General features: G+C 50.6%; 13 protein-coding genes. 4 read left to right on the top strand and 9 right to left on the bottom strand.

Translation table 11 applies throughout. The annotated features are described in order from the left end of the window. Window positions 1-105: 105 nt before the first annotated feature. Both RWJ43_RS00825 and RWJ43_RS00820 read left to right on the top strand, forming a co-directional pair. Entirely contained in the window at window positions 106-885 is a 780-nt protein-coding gene (locus tag RWJ43_RS00825; RefSeq protein WP_314006745.1) for an exodeoxyribonuclease III, read from the top strand. Window positions 886-986: 101 nt separating this feature from the next. Next, complete coding sequence (locus tag RWJ43_RS00820; protein WP_314006744.1) at window positions 987-1,799, top strand: phosphatase; 813 nt, start codon at window positions 987-989, stop codon at window positions 1,797-1,799. Window positions 1,800-2,405: 606 nt separating this feature from the next. Here the strand turns inward: RWJ43_RS00820 and RWJ43_RS00815 are convergent. From RWJ43_RS00815 to tilS, 3 genes are all read right to left on the bottom strand, one after another. Beyond that, window positions 2,406-3,590: a pyridoxal phosphate-dependent aminotransferase gene (locus tag RWJ43_RS00815; protein ID WP_314006743.1), complete on the bottom strand. Its 1,185-nt coding sequence runs from the start codon at window positions 3,588-3,590 to the stop codon at window positions 2,406-2,408. A 276-nt stretch (window positions 3,591-3,866) separates the two neighbouring features. Further along, window positions 3,867-4,415 carry a hypoxanthine phosphoribosyltransferase gene (gene hpt / locus RWJ43_RS00810; RefSeq protein ID WP_314006742.1) on the bottom strand — a complete coding sequence of 183 codons (549 nt, stop codon included), beginning with the start codon at window positions 4,413-4,415 and terminating at the stop codon, window positions 3,867-3,869. Then, window positions 4,415-6,040: a tRNA lysidine(34) synthetase TilS gene (tilS, locus tag RWJ43_RS00805; protein ID WP_314006741.1), complete on the bottom strand. Its 1,626-nt coding sequence runs from the start codon at window positions 6,038-6,040 to the stop codon at window positions 4,415-4,417. The genes hpt and tilS overlap by 1 nt, the downstream gene beginning before the upstream one ends. Window positions 6,041-6,109: 69 nt before the next feature. On the opposite strand from tilS, the gene RWJ43_RS00800 reads away from it, so the two are divergent. Further along, window positions 6,110-6,949, top strand: a complete 840-nt coding sequence (locus RWJ43_RS00800; protein WP_314006740.1) for an MBL fold metallo-hydrolase — start codon at window positions 6,110-6,112, stop codon at window positions 6,947-6,949. Between the two features lie 269 nt (window positions 6,950-7,218). On the opposite strand, the gene RWJ43_RS00795 is transcribed toward RWJ43_RS00800, so the two are convergent. Next, window positions 7,219-7,653, bottom strand: a complete 435-nt coding sequence (locus tag RWJ43_RS00795) for an Hsp20 family protein (RefSeq protein WP_314006739.1) — start codon at window positions 7,651-7,653, stop codon at window positions 7,219-7,221. Between the two features lie 299 nt (window positions 7,654-7,952). Here RWJ43_RS00795 and RWJ43_RS00790 point away from each other — a divergent pair, with 299 nt between their 5' ends. Beyond that, on the top strand, window positions 7,953-8,516 hold the full coding sequence (locus RWJ43_RS00790; RefSeq protein WP_314006738.1) for a hypothetical protein: 564 nt from the start codon (window positions 7,953-7,955) through the stop codon (window positions 8,514-8,516). 479 nt (window positions 8,517-8,995) lie between these two features. Here RWJ43_RS00790 and RWJ43_RS00785 read toward each other — a convergent pair whose 3' ends face one another. The 5 genes from RWJ43_RS00785 to RWJ43_RS00765 all read right to left on the bottom strand — a co-directional run bounded on the left by RWJ43_RS00785 (window position 8,996) and on the right by RWJ43_RS00765 (window position 14,484). Beyond that, window positions 8,996-9,229, bottom strand: a complete 234-nt coding sequence (locus tag RWJ43_RS00785) for a hypothetical protein (RefSeq protein ID WP_314006737.1) — start codon at window positions 9,227-9,229, stop codon at window positions 8,996-8,998. A 12-nt stretch (window positions 9,230-9,241) separates the two neighbouring features. Continuing rightward, window positions 9,242-11,824: an ATP-dependent chaperone ClpB gene (clpB, locus tag RWJ43_RS00780; protein WP_314006736.1), complete on the bottom strand. Its 2,583-nt coding sequence runs from the start codon at window positions 11,822-11,824 to the stop codon at window positions 9,242-9,244. A gap of 189 nt (window positions 11,825-12,013) precedes the next feature. After that, window positions 12,014-12,466: a PIN domain-containing protein gene (locus RWJ43_RS00775; RefSeq protein WP_314006734.1), complete on the bottom strand. Its 453-nt coding sequence runs from the start codon at window positions 12,464-12,466 to the stop codon at window positions 12,014-12,016. Then, a complete protein-coding gene (locus tag RWJ43_RS00770) occupies window positions 12,444-12,785 on the bottom strand; it encodes a hypothetical protein (RefSeq protein ID WP_314006733.1) in 342 nt (113 codons plus the stop codon). The genes RWJ43_RS00775 and RWJ43_RS00770 overlap by 23 nt, the downstream gene beginning before the upstream one ends. A gap of 64 nt (window positions 12,786-12,849) precedes the next feature. Beyond that, window positions 12,850-14,484 (bottom strand): ABC transporter ATP-binding protein, encoded by a 1,635-nt coding sequence (locus RWJ43_RS00765; protein WP_314006732.1) that lies wholly within the window; start codon window positions 14,482-14,484, stop codon window positions 12,850-12,852. Window positions 14,485-14,596 lie beyond the last annotated feature (112 nt).

Genomic DNA, 14,596 nt, shown 5'->3' with positions numbered 1-14,596 from the left:
CCGCTTGGCGCCGTAACTGGAGCGTGGAACGCGCGCCACTCGCGGCTACTGTGATATATATCCACTGTGGTCTAAACCACCAGGTCACAGTATGAAAGAGGAGTTATGAGCGATACTCGAGAGTACAAGCTGATTTCCTGGAACGTTAACGGTCTGCGCGCCGTGCTCAAGAAAGAGCCTTCGTTCACGGAAATTTTTGAAACCATAAATGCTGATGTATTTGCCCTTCAAGAAACTAAGCTGCAAGAAGGCCAGGTTGAGCTGGATCTTCCCGGCTACGTTCAAACCTGGAACTACGCAGAAAGAAAAGGCTATTCGGGTACAGCGGTTTTCTCGCGAGAAACCCCTTTGCAGGTGATTCGCCAGATTGGATGCCCTGTTGCTGACGACGAGGGTCGCGTTTGTGCGCTGGAGTTTGAGAAGTTCTGGTTTGTGTGCGTATACACGCCAAACTCAAAAGACCAGCTTGCACGCCTGGATGAGCGTCTTGAGTGGGATCAGCGCTATCGTGAGTTCTTGGCAGAGCTGTCTGAGCAAAAACCAGTGATTACCTGCGGTGATTTTAACGTTGCACACAACGAGATTGACCTTAAGAACCCCTCATCCAACAGGCAAAATGCAGGTTTCTCTGACGAGGAACGCGAGAGCTTTACCAAGCTTTTGGACGCGGGTTTTACCGATACATTTAGGTATCGCCATCCCGACATGACCGGCGCTTACAGCTGGTGGAGCTACCGCTTCAACGCTCGCAAGAACAACGCCGGCTGGCGCATCGACTACTTCCTGGTCTCCGATCGCATTGCTGAGCAGGTCAAAAGCGCATCCATCTTGAGCGAGGTCTACGGCAGCGACCACTGCCCCGTTGAGCTGAGCATTGATCTGTAGATCGCGCGGATGGCGAGAAGACCGGTCTTCTCGCCAGGGCTGCCTCATGATGGCGGCCATGATTAACTAGAGTTGTCGTTTGAGATTCGAAGGAGCACGTCATGCGCATTACTTGCGACGTTCATACTCACAGCCTGTACTCAAGGCACGCCTATTCAACCGTTGAGGAGAACGTTCGCGCAGCTTCTGAGCGTGGTTATGAGCTACTTGGAATCACCGATCACTTCTCGTCCATGCTGTATGACCAGCAGACCATTAAGAACTTCCAGTTCTTTATGAACACCGCCATTTGGCCAGAAACCTGGTACGGCGTCAGGCTGCTCCACGGTGCTGAGGTGGATATTGTTGACCTTGAGGGCAATCTGTTTGCCTACGATATTACGTTTGACCAGGGTATTAATGGCGATAAACTCCGCCAGCCTCATATTCTTGGTGAGCACATCCTAGGTACCTGCGATTATGCGGTTGCAAGCATTCATAGCAAGCAGTGGGCAGCTGGCGCCTCGCAGAAGCAGATTACCCAGATGTACGTAAATGCGCTGGATAATCCACATGTTTTGATTCTTGGCCACCTTGGTCGCAGTGGTTTAGATTTTGATGTTCCTACACTTGTCAGAGAGTGCCGCGATCGCGGTAAGCTCATCGAGATGAACGAGGCCACACACGACGAAGGCCAGCGTGAGGTTGCTATTGAGCGTTGTCGTGTGATCGCTGAGACCTGCGCTGAACTGGGATGCAAGATTTCTTTTGGCTCAGATGCTCACATTGCAACCCGCATTGCTGATGCGCATTCTGTTATTAAGCTGCTTGAAGAGGTTGACTTCCCCGAGGAGCTTATGGCTTGTCGCGATGCCCAGACGTTTTTGGACACCATCGCTGACGCAAAGATTCCAGCCTCTAAGCAGGGATATTAAGACGGAAAACTGCAGCTCACAACAACATCGCACAAAGAAACAAAGCCGCGTTTTTTACGCGGCTTTGAACTGCCTCCTATTTCTTGGACACGAGAAATGGGAGGCAGTTCAAAACACACCTAAGTCGGATAATCTGTCAAAAAGACGTATACATGACGCTGAAATTACCACAAACATGCAGATTATCGTCATTAGATGTGTAAAATGCCCTTATCTGAGCAGAATATCCGACTTAGGTGTGTTCCGTAGGTGCGGAATTTACCTATAGTTAAATCTTTTATATGACGCTATTCATGTTTAAGCATATTAGATGAAGTTTATGCATAGAGACGCATATCAGGTAGTGCGACCGCCTAGCTGCCTGCTATCTTGATTAAGAGCTAGTCGATTCTTCAGCAGAACCTACCAAAGCTGAGCTATTTTGTGCGCCAGGCCTAAAAGCCTACGCTAACGCGCTGCAGAATCATAATCACCTGCATATGAACTACCTCCCATTTCTTGGACATAAGAAATGGGAGGTAATTCACTTTGTCGTTTGAGGTCGATTGAGTTTCTCGCCATTGACGGCTGGCCTTCTCCAGGTGATTTTCTCGCCTGTTGCAGCGCTTATTTCATTGCAGCAAGAGTCTTTTCCCAGGCAGCAAGCGAGTCCACGCAGGTCTGGTACGCAACGCAGTAGCTCACGCGCAGCCAACCTGGGCAGCCGAACGAATCGGATGGAACAGGGAGCAGTTCAAACTGCTTAGCCACATCGCAGAACGCCTGAGCATCTCCACCAGGAGCACGAACCCACAGGTAGAATGCACCATCAGGCTGGATGTACTCGTAACCAAGCTTGGTGAGGCCCTCGGTCAGAACTTCTCGATTCTTTGCATAGGCCTCAACATCCGCTGGCTCGTCAACGCAGTCAATAATGACGCGCTGAAAAAGCGCTGGCGCACAAACAAAGCCCAACAGTCGAGCGGCACCCGCACAAGCTGCGTAAATCTCCTTCTGCTCCGGATTAGAAGCGGGAACCAGCACCCAACCAATACGCTCACCAGGAAGCGAAAGTGACTTGGAGTAGGAATAGCACACAATAGTGCGCTCGTAGACGTCAGGAACCCAAGGAACCTCAATGTTGCCAAAAACAATCTCGCGATAAGGTTCGTCGGAGATGACGTAAATGTCAGTTCCCAGCTCAGTGGAGCGTTTGCGGAGCATATTGGCAAATGCATCAAGGTTTTCCCTGGTATACACAGCACCAACAGGATTGTTTGGAGAGTTAATAATCACCGCGCGAGTCTTAGACGTAAGAGCTGCACAAACAGCGTCAACATCAATCTGGAAGGTTTTCTCGTCAGCCAAAACCTCAACGCAGGTAGCCTGAGCGTGGTCAATCCACACGCGATACTCCGGGAAGTATGGTGCAATGACAATAACCTCTTCACCTGGAGAAACAATGGAATTGAGCGCCATAGAAACGGAAGCTGCAGCTCCGCAAGTCAAGATAAGATCGTCTGCCTGTGCTGCGTGATCTCCAAAGCGACGTCGGAGCGACGCAGCAATTGCCTCCCTGGCCTGGGGAATGCCGATTGCAGGTGTGTAGCTGTGAACCTGCTGGGGAGGCAGCTGCATGGCGGCCTCGATAGAGGTGCGAACAGACTCAGGAGCAGGTACGGAAGGATTGCCAATCGAGAAATCAAACACATTCTGAGCGCCAATCTCAGCACGACGCTGCATCGCATAACCTGCAATCTCACGGATTGCAGACTTTTCTGATCCGTATGCAAGACTTGTCTGATTGACCATGGTTTCTCAATTCTCTCGAAGCCTACAATGCCTACCTGGTAAAACGTTGGGTAGAGGCGTGGATGACGCCGCCGCGCATCTGGCCTCACACAACCTTTGATAGATAGCATATTGGGCGAGAAGATCGATCTTCTCGCCCAACTTTAAAAGTTTTAACAAATTTGTATCTATTGCACGGTCTTGCGGCAAATTTTTGAAGCAGACCGCGTGGCCGCAAGTTCAACCGCGTGGCTTGACCGCGTGACTTCACTGCGAGCTCGACCGCGTAACTTCAGCCTATTCGTACACGCAAGGCTTCAGAACACCAACAAATGGCAGGTTGCGGTAGCGCTCTGCATAGTCCAGGCCGTAACCAACAACAAACTTGTCGGGTACGTGAGTGCCTACGTAACGAGGATCAACAGCTGGACGCTTGCCCTCAATGTCCTTGACCAGGAAAGCGGCAATCTCAATGGAAGCGGGGTTTCGAGACTGGAGCATGCGGACCAGGTAAGAGAGGGTCAGGCCGGAGTCCAGGACGTCCTCAACAATGATGACGTGACGGCCCTCAATCTTGGTATCAAGATCTTTTACAATGCGCACGACGCCAGAGCTCTTAACACCGTCGCCGTAGCTGGAAACAGCCATAAAATCGATGGAGAGTGGGCACTCAATGGCACGCATGATGTCGGCCATGAATACAACGGCTCCGCGAAGAACAGCAATGACCAGGGGGTTCTTGTCCGCGTAGTCACGCGTGATCTCTGCACCCACCTTTTTGACGATGTCCTTGATGTCTTGTTCGTCAAGTAGAATCTCTTCAATATCAGGGTGAAGCTCCGCCATTACTGGCTCCTCTCAAATGGCTTGTGACCAGAATAGATGTTCAATTCTAGCAGCTGTTTTGTATCTTGCGTACATTTTACTCGTTCATCGGGACGAATTCCCGCAACCCACACTACATGTCCACGAATATTTGTACGCACAATAGGCATCATGCTCCTGGATTCAACGGGAACGCCCGCCTCGCCCAGCAGGTCAGAGATCTTTTTTGACTGCCCGTGCATGCCCAGAGGCTGCATGGTGTCTCCAGCCTCGGGCCCCGAGACCCACAGGCTGCCGCCGTGAACCGGATCTACCCCGCAGGCTTTTGCGTCGAGAAGAACCGACTCGCCCAACCATTCCTGGCTATGCGCAGTTGCATAGGACACGACGTCAAAGCCGTGCTCCACAGGGAGAATGCGCGCCGAAAGCACTCGGCCGTCTGCCAGCTCCAGTGTTCCCGGGACCGCAAGGTGCTCGCCAAACGTTGCTGTAGCATGCGACGTAGCTGCGGGTTCGCCGTTGGTTGCGACCACGCCGCCCGCGACCGCAGCCGCACTTCTCGCGGCGCCCGTGAACGAGAATGTCACGGTGCCCAATCGAACGCGCGCTTCAAGGTTTTGCGGCAGGTTAGCCACGCCAACTCCCGCAGAAACCGCTTCGAGCACGGCATCTACGTGCCTGAACTCTAGCCATGCCTCGGGGATTAGTTGCCGAGCCACAATCCTCACCACGCGACGAGCAATCACTACGTCGGTAGAACTGAGCTTCAACGCGTCAAGTACCAGCGAAGACTCGCTCTTGCGCAGCGTAATCTGCCTCAGCTTGCGAGCGGCCTTCGCCTCAAGATAATCGTCTTCGTCAGTCATCAGATCTGCAATTTTACACACCGTCTGCACCAACATCGGGTTTCTCGCCTTCAGCAGAGGGAGAACGTTATGGCGCATATACGCACGTAAATAGTGGGTATCGGTGTTGGTGGCGTCCTCGTGCCAGTCCAGGCCGCGAGCCTTCAGCCAGTCTTTGAGCTGGTCATGCGTGTAGTCGAGCAGCGGACGATAAATCAGCCCGCGGTGCCTAGGAATCGACGCCAGGCCGCTCATGCCGGACCCGCGCATCACGTTCATCATGAACGTCTCCGCGCGATCGTCCGCCGTGTGCGCCGTCAAAATCTTTGCCTTCTGGCGAGAAACCCCCTGCTCAGTGCAAAGTTTTTGAGTGAGTTCTCGCGCAGCGTCATACCGCACCCGACGACCAACATCTTCCACGTTGCCGTCACGCTCCTGCGCGAACTTTGCCACGTCCACGCGCAACGCGGTGCAGGGAACGCCTAGCGAGTCGCAAGTCTCTTGAACAAAGTGCTGGTCAGCGTCCGCATCGTCTCCGCGAAGCAGGTGGTTTACGTGCAACACATGCAGGCGCTCTTTTGCGATGCGCGCAAGTCCTGCGCCGTCGCCAAGATCAAGCGGCTCCGTTACCACCATGTGAAGCAGTGCCATCGAGTCGGCTCCGCCCGAGACCATAAGGATAACGGGCGCGGCGACCTGGCCTCGGCGCGAGCCTTCTGCCTGGTCTCGGCGCAAGCCTTCTGCCTGGTCTTTTGCGGCGAGAACGTTCTTTTTATTGAAGTATGCATGTACGGATGGCACTTAGCACCAATTTCTGTCCGGTGTGTTTGTTACAGTTATACCCGAAAGTTACTCAGTAGAAAGAAATTCATGAATCCCACGTTTCACCTACATATTCTTGCCAGCGGATCAAAAGGTAATTGCAGCCTGCTAGAAACGCCTGATGGTCTCATTATGATTGATTGCGGAATCTCTAGAAAAGAAATTCTGCGTCGGTCTAAAGAGCTGAACGTTGACCTCTCTGAGCTTGTGGCCATCTTTATTACGCACGAGCACACCGATCACGTCGCGGGCCTTTCGGTAGTAAGTAAAACTTTTGATGTTCCCGTGTTCGCTACAACAGGAACTGCTGCCGTACTTTCAAGAAAGCCCTGTTCCAACGTCACCTTTACCCTTGTTGACCAGGCAGGTTCTGTCCATATTGACGCCGCTCCAGACATTGAGGTAAGCATCTTCCCCACCTCGCACGATGTTTGCGAGCCTATGGGCATGCGCTTTGATTATCTTGCTGGTCCTGATAGGCGCATCGTGGACTCCGTGGGCTACTGCACCGACACGGGTATTCTGACGCCCAAGGCTCTCGAGTGCCTCTCTGACGTGCGCATTCTTGCTATCGAGTCCAATCATGACGAGCACATGCTGCTCACGGGACCCTATCCTTACATGCTCAAGCAGCGCGTCCACGGAGACTCCGGTCACCTATCAAACGAGTACACCGCGCAGGCGTTGCCGCAGCTTGTTGGCCCAAATACACGCTGCGTGGTTGGCATGCATCTTTCTCACGAGAATAACCGTCCAAGCATCGCAGTTAGAACGCTTGCTGAAGCGGTTGGTGCGCAGCCGCTCAACGATGCGTTCACCGAGGCGCAGACTCCCGACGGTTCCCTTGCCGTCTGTGTTGCCAGTCAAGATTGGCCAATGTCGCTGTAAGCTGCGCGCCTCTCGACGATGTCGCTCTAAGCTGCGCGTGTACGCTGACACACCGCGCGTCCCGGTTTCGAGACAACAAAAAAGCGAGAAAACCTTGGAGTTCCAAGATCTTCTCGCTATGCGAGGTGCCTGTAATCGGGCGTTGAACAGGCACGTCTAGCCGTACGCTCGGCTGCAGCTATACGTGCCTGGCAGGTCAACTACCAGGCACCTTACTGCCTGAGCAGCAGCTTGACTGACCGTCAAAGCCGCCGCTCAGAGCACTAGTATTAGTCGATTACAATCTTTGTGACGCTAGCCTGCTGATCCTGCTTTGGAACAGTAATGGTCAGGATGCCGCCATCAAGCTTTGCAGTTAGACCCTCTCGAGCTGCGTCCTTCAGATACACGCCACGAGTTGCCTGCCACTCAGAAGACTCTTTGTGCAGGTAGTTCTTGGCCTTCTCCTCCTCGGACTCCTTGCGAGTAGCGGTGATTGAAAGCCTACCCTCATTGAGCTCGACGTCGATGTTCTCCTTAGAAACGCCAGGGAGCTCGGCTGTTACCACGTAAGACTGACCTGCATCCTCAACGTTCATAACAAATGCATCGGACGATACGGAAGACAGAGCGGAATAAGGCGCGTCAAAGAAAGAATCAAATGAACCAAATGGCCACGTGCTCAGATTCCTTGCAATACGATCATAGGGAACTACATTCTTCATAGTAACCACTCTTTTACTGGTAGATGCCGTTATTGGCACTTCGTTGTTCATCATCTGTTGTACCCTGCTTGCACGAATTTATACAACTTTTTATAAAATTTTTAAGTCTTAATGACTAAGATTATCCTGCAGTTATGTACCACGTAGATGCGCGTGAGTCGACGCCAAATCACTCGTCCGTCTCACACGTCTGTCTGACGCAGTCGCGTAAATATCCAAGCAAAACTGTGCAGGATTGTGCGCGCTGCGGTATCATGTTTTATATCAATGTTTTGCGAGACTACGACAAAAGGACCATCGTGGACACCTCGAACAACCTTGAAAATAACGTTTCACCTGCGAATCAGGACCCTCGTTCTGACGCTCAGCAGGAGTTTGAATACGCTGAATCTTTTGAGCAGGAAGCCCAGCCAGCTGATGATGCCGAGCTTCACGCAACTGGTGCACAGCACTTCTCATCATCTGAGATTTCTGAGCATGCGAGCGAGGACGCTGCAAAGCAGCCATACGTCCGCCAGCATCGCCATCACAAAACAGTGGAACCTATCAGCGACTTTACAATGCCGGGCGAGAAACTCGAAATTCCAGAGAACCAAGCTGCTGGCTTTGAATCCAGCAAGGGCGCTTATGCGAAGAAGGGTTGGCGCAAGCCAAAGAACGAGATTGCTCACCTTCGCAAAGACGTTCACTATGGCCAATACCTGCAGGTTCCTAAGGGCCAGCGCGACATTTTTGTCAGGAAAGAGCGCCGCTCAAATGCAGGCTCGCTGATTGCCGCCATCATCGTTTTGGCCATCATTGCCGCAGTTTTCTATTTCCTTTGGACCTGGATGTCCACCAACTGGGGCGTTGCGATTCGCTAAACGCGCTGTTCGCCAGCGGTAGCTGCAAAGTCGCGATGTCGTGCGGTGTGTCAGCAGCTGAGCCATCCAGTGCGCGCCTGATTTCTGCAAAGAATCTGTAACTTTTGCCTAAAAGCATCAAAGAATCTGTGGATTTGCCTGATTTTGCAAAAGAATCGGTGACTCAAACACAGATTCTTTGTACTTTTCAGGCGGATTTTGAAGCGTTTTTCTGACGGCTCCATTGGCGCTCACATGGAGCCTGTTTTTCTCGCCATGTCTGAATGATTTGCCGGAAAAGTGCACCAAGTCTGAGCTATTTGCCGATTTTTCTCACCATGTCTGAGTAAATTTACTCAGACATGATGAGCTTTTCAGGCTCGCAATCGTGAACGTAACGCCGAGCCACACAAAAAAGCCGCTGATACGTCATGTACCAGCGGCTTTCGTTTGTATAGTTTTGCGTGTGCCGAGAAGCGCCTGGCGAAAAACCCGGTGGTCTAGCTCCAGGGATCGCGCTCAAAGAGAGGCTCACTCACGGGACGACGATCAGAATACGGATCGTAGCCGTCATCGTCCTCGTTTTCTGCGCGAGCAAACTCCGGGTCAACAACCTGCGCTTTCTTGGAATCCGCGTCCTTGCGTGCTGTGACCTGCGTCGCGGCCGTCGTAGCGTCCTCGCGTGCCGCGACCTGCAGCTCGGGTTTCTCGGCCCTGTTTGCCTTATCGCACATGTGCAGCCTCACTTACTTCTTGCGAGCAACCAAGTTGCCGTTCTCGTCAGTATCAACCAGAACAGTATCACCCTCATGCAGCTCACCTGCAATAATCAAGTTTGCTACCTGGTCGACAACGCGACGCTGAATCAGTCGCTTCAGAGGACGAGCGCCGTAAACAGGGTCCAGACCGTCAAGAGCCAGCGACTGCTTTGCAGCCTCAGAAAGTTCCAGCGTCATGCGCTCGTTAGCAAGCCTGCTACGAACATCCTTGAGCTGAATGTCCACAATGCGTTCAATGTCTTCAAGGCCAAGAGGCTGGAAGATTACCACGTCATCAATACGGTTCAAGAACTCAGGACGGAAGGAGCTGCGCAGCGCCTCCATGACCTGCTTTCTAGACTCATCGTTGAAGCCTTCCGCGCCGGCACCAGCAATGAACTGTGAGCCAACGTTACTGGTCATGATAATGATGGTGTTCTTGAAGCTCACTACCCTACCTTGACCGTCGGTCAGGCGACCGTCGTCCAGAACCTGCAGCAAGATGTTGAAGACGTCAGGATGAGCCTTCTCCATCTCGTCCAGCAAGATGACGGAGTATGGATGCCTACGAACTGCCTCGGTAAGCTGGCCGCCCTCGTCATAGCCCACGTATCCTGGAGGTGCGCCAATAAGACGCTGGACCGAGAACTTCTCCATGTACTCAGACATATCAATGCGGACCAGTGAGCGCTCGTCGTCAAACAGTAGCTCTGCCAGTGCCTTTGCTAGCTCAGTCTTACCTACACCGGTTGGGCCCAGGAAGAAGAAGCTGCCCAGAGGCTTGTTTGGATCTGCAAGACCTGCGCGAGAACGGCGGACTGCTGCGGCAACTGCGGAAACAGCGTCGTCCTGACCAATAACGCGCAGGTGAAGCTGGTCCTCAAGGTTCTTGAGCTTGTCCATCTCGCCCTGCATCATCTTAGAAACAGGTACGCCGGTCCACGAAGAAACTACCTCGGCAATCTCGTCTGTGGTGACCTCTTCCTTGAGGATTCCACCGTCTTCCTGCTTGGCGAGAAGGGCTTTTTCTGCCTCATCATATTTGCGCTCAAGCTCTGGAATAGTGCTGTAACGAAGCTCAGATGCCTGCGCCAAATCTCCCTCGCGGGTCACGCGCTCCATCTGCGTCTTTGCATCCTCAATCTGGGACTTCAAGTCCTGTACCAGATCAATTGCGCCACGTTCGTTCTGCCAGTTGGCCTTCATGCCATCAAGCTTCTCCTGCGTCGTAGCAATCTCTGCGCGGAGATTCTCCAGGCGCTCCTTTGAAGCAGCGTCCTCCTCCTTCATCAGAGCCTGCTCCTCAATCTGCATCTGAGTGAGCTGACGATCAACCGCATCAATCTCTGCTGGCATGGAATCAAGCTCCATACGAAGCCTTGACGCTGCCTCATCTACCAGGTCAATTGCCTTATCTGGCAAGAATCGGTCAGAAATATAGCGGTTAGAGAGATCTGCTGCCGCAACCAGGGCGGAGTCCGTAATACGGACGCGGTGGTGCTGCTCGTACTTCTCCTTAAGGCCACGCAAAATAGAGATGGTGTCCTCAACAGTAGGCTCGGAGACAAGTACGGTCTGGAAACGACGTGCAAGAGCAGCGTCTTTCTCGATGTACTTGCGGTATTCATCCAGCGTAGTGGCACCAATTGCGCGAAGCTCGCCGCGGGCAAGTGCTGGCTTTAAGATGTTGCCAGCGTCCATGGAGCCCTCGGAAGCGCCAGCGCCCACGATGGTGTGAAGCTCGTCAATGAAGAGGATAATCTGGCCGTTAGACTTGGCCACCTCTTTTACCACGCTCTTCAGGCGGTCCTCAAACTCACCACGGTACTTTGCACCTGCTACCAGGGCGGACATATCAAGCTCAACAAGCTCTTTGTCGCGCAGGGTACTTGGAACGTCGCCAGAAACAATGCGCTCTGCCAGGCCTTCCACGATTGCGGTCTTACCAACACCAGGCTCGCCGATAAGAACAGGGTTGTTCTTGGTGCGACGGCTCAGAACCTGAATGGTGCGACGAATCTCTTCGACGCGGCCAATAACTGGATCAAGCTTTCCCTGACGAGCAAGGTCGGTCACGTTACGACCGTACTGCTCCAACGCCTCGAACTGCGGCTTTGCATCCTGAGAGGTTACGCGCTCATCACCACGAAGGTCGTTGTAGACCTCTTCCACACGCTTAGCGGTAACGCCGGCATCGCGAAGAATCCTGCCTGCGTCGGTGTTGTCATTTGCCAGCGCAGTGAGCAGGTGCTCAGAGGTAACGTAGGAATCTCCCAGCTTAGTGGCAAGTTTCTCGGCCTCATTGATAACCTTGAGAAGGTCGTTGCCAATGCCAATCTGTGCTCCGCTTACTTTTGGAGCCTTGGAAATTGCCTGGTCTACCTGCGTGGCAATGGTGTCAGAATCTGCGCCAATCTTCTCCAAGATAGAACGCAGGTTGCGCTCATTGCTGTCCAGCAGCGCCTTGAGCAGGTGCGTTGGTGCAACCTCGGAAGCCTCTACATCACCAGCAATACCAAGAGCTGCCTGCAGTGCTTCCTGGGCGGTTACGGCCCATTTATCTAGTCTCATAAAATCACCCTCCTACCCCAAACAAAATCGTGCCGGGGACTGAATCTTCATCGGATTCTATATACCCCCAAGCACGACTTTTAATACATATCTAAGTGTGTTTGTAGTAGATTTTCTTATCGCACTATGCTGAGCTTTTGCGTTACCCAGCTTTGAACTTTTTCAGCCCTACCCCGCGCCTTATTACTTCTAAAATTCAGCCTCTTCATAGACAAGATTTTGCTTAGCTTCTATTGTCGAGAAAAACTCATGAGGTGTAAGTACTGGTATATCCGAGCGAACAAAATCTGCCGTATTTCTTGTGACGATATAATCTGCCTTTATCTTCTTAGCAGCGCGCCAAATAAGGCAGTCTTCAAAGTCTTCCCACTGCTCAGACAGCGCATTTGAAATATCCGCTCCATCAATAGAACATACGTTAAGCAGCGGAGATACTTCTTTAAGGATTTCTTGCATGTGAGCAGAGCCGTGAGCCTTAGCACCCACATAGTAGAGATCTGTGTATGACTGAGCTGCTATCCACAGTTCGGCATCTCTAAACTGCTTCATTATGAAAAGCTTTTTTGCATCAGCAACAAACTGTTCCCTACACAAAAAGACGTCCAGCAAAACGTTAGTATCAATCAAGAGCTTCATAGTCATGTGACCTCCACTCGCTGATTGCTTCTTTGTAGGTGCTATCGCCTAAATCATTCCAAAACGACGCCGGCGCGGGAACTGAAATCTTTCCAAAAAGTGACGCAAGCTGCTCTTTGTCCTTCTCGCTCAATTGACGAGAAGACCCTTTAGCAGGAGATTCTAGCGAAGCGCTTTCATGAGCATCAGGAAGCTTGCCTGTTACCAGCACATATTCAAACGCTGCATTAATCAGCTTGGTGGTGTTTGACCCAAGCGATTCAAGAACCTCGGAAACCTGATTTTTGACTTCAACAGGAATACGAGCAGTTACAATGCTGTCCATAGCCACTCCTTTACCTAGTTATATCATTGTATTCACGTATTACAACTAGGTCAAGGAGCGCTGATTAAACGGTTTCTGACTGGATGCTTCCGTCTTTTAAAACAAGAGAGTGGAAGCGATTTCTTATTTCAGGGGTCACTTGATGAGACGTCATAATAACGGTTCTTTCCTTATCTTTTAAGATCAAATCAATGAGGCTCTGAACTGAGTCGGCATCCAAATGAGCAAAGCTCTCGTCATAAATCACAATTTGTGGCTTAAACAAAAAGATTCGTGCAAGAGCAAGTCTCTGTCGTTCTCCACCAGAAAGACTGCTTCCGGCTTGATCAATCACATGATCAATTCCGTCTGGATATCTGGTAAGAATCTCAGAAAAGCCCGATTTCGTAATAGCGTCAATAATTTCTTCATCAGTAAAGTCATGACAAAACAACGTTACGTTATCCCTGATAGTTGCATTAAAAATAAACGTTTGCTGAGAGCAAGGGATTATGAATCGAGCATATTGCTCACTTTTGAATTGCTTGATTGGCACGCCATCCAAACAAATGTCTCCGTTATCTGGGCTCAAAGCATCTGTCAGCAGCTTAATTAGTGTTGTCTTTCCACTTCCCGAACTTCCTTCAAGAAGATATTTTCCGCCACGTTCCAAATTAAAACTAATATCCGATAAAACTAATTTGTCCTTGTCATAGCCATACGAAACATGATTGACCGTTAGATTTGCAAAACGCTCAGGGGTATTTTCTGCCCCACTTTCTGTAGCTGGGGCTTCATTAAGAAGCGTTTGTATTTTAGTAATTATCTCTTTTGCGCTTCTCATATCAGTAATTGAATCACTTATGTTTTGAATAGGATTTGCTATGTAGACAACAAGCTGAGATGCGGCCACCATCATTCCTACTGTCATCAATCCATTAAGGGTAAGAATGGCGCCAATAAAATAAATTCCAATGTAAATAATTTGTCCCACAGTAAATGAAAGCAAACGTGCCAAGGAACTAAAGTACCGAGCACCAAATTTCTGCTTTTCCCAAGCCTGATTCGCACTGCTCATGGCAACCCGTGAGGCCTCTGTTAGATGAAAGCTTCTAAGCAAATCAAACCCTTCAAGATGCTCATTTGCTGTAGCTATAAAATGCTCAGCTGACTCAGATTGTGCTTTTCGTTTATTAGAAATGATTCCGGACATTGTGTTGGGAACAAACATCTGAACAGCTATCATGCATAAAATGAACAGTACGAGCCACGGCGAAATAAACAGCAAGATTATTAGGCTTACTACACCAGAAAAGACATCTATCAAGAGATCAATAAAGACGCGGAAATATGTTTCCTCAAGTAAATCAAGGTCGTTAGTAAGGATTGAGAGCCAATGACTTGTATTGAATGAGTGGAACTCAGGAATTGAACGATTGAATATCTTTTTTATCAGCTCATCACGCAGATGCGTTTGGCAGCCCTGTATAACTGACCAGCGCAAACGTCTGCAAATTAAGTCGATAACAAAATAGCAGAATATATAAAGGCCAAACCAGAGTCCATCATTCAGTGCATCCGACAAATTGCCATCCATGGCAAGATTAACGGATTGAAGCATTACAAATGAAAGTGCAATTTCAAACAAACTACTTAAAAGAGAGAAGACTACAAAGAATATTAGTTTGCTCTTTTGTTGAGCGTAAAGGTATTTAAGCATGCCATCTCCCTTAAAAGAGATTTCGTTTTAAAAAGGTTATGACTGCATGTGGTATTCGGTATTCGGTATTCGGTATTCGGTATTCGGTATTCGGTATTCGGTATTCGGTATT

The sequence above is a fragment of the Lancefieldella parvula genome, from assembly GCF_963530955.1.
GTDB classification, from domain to species: domain Bacteria; phylum Actinomycetota; class Coriobacteriia; order Coriobacteriales; family Atopobiaceae; genus Lancefieldella; species Lancefieldella parvula_A.
This window is presented reverse-complemented; position numbering and strand designations above follow the sequence as displayed.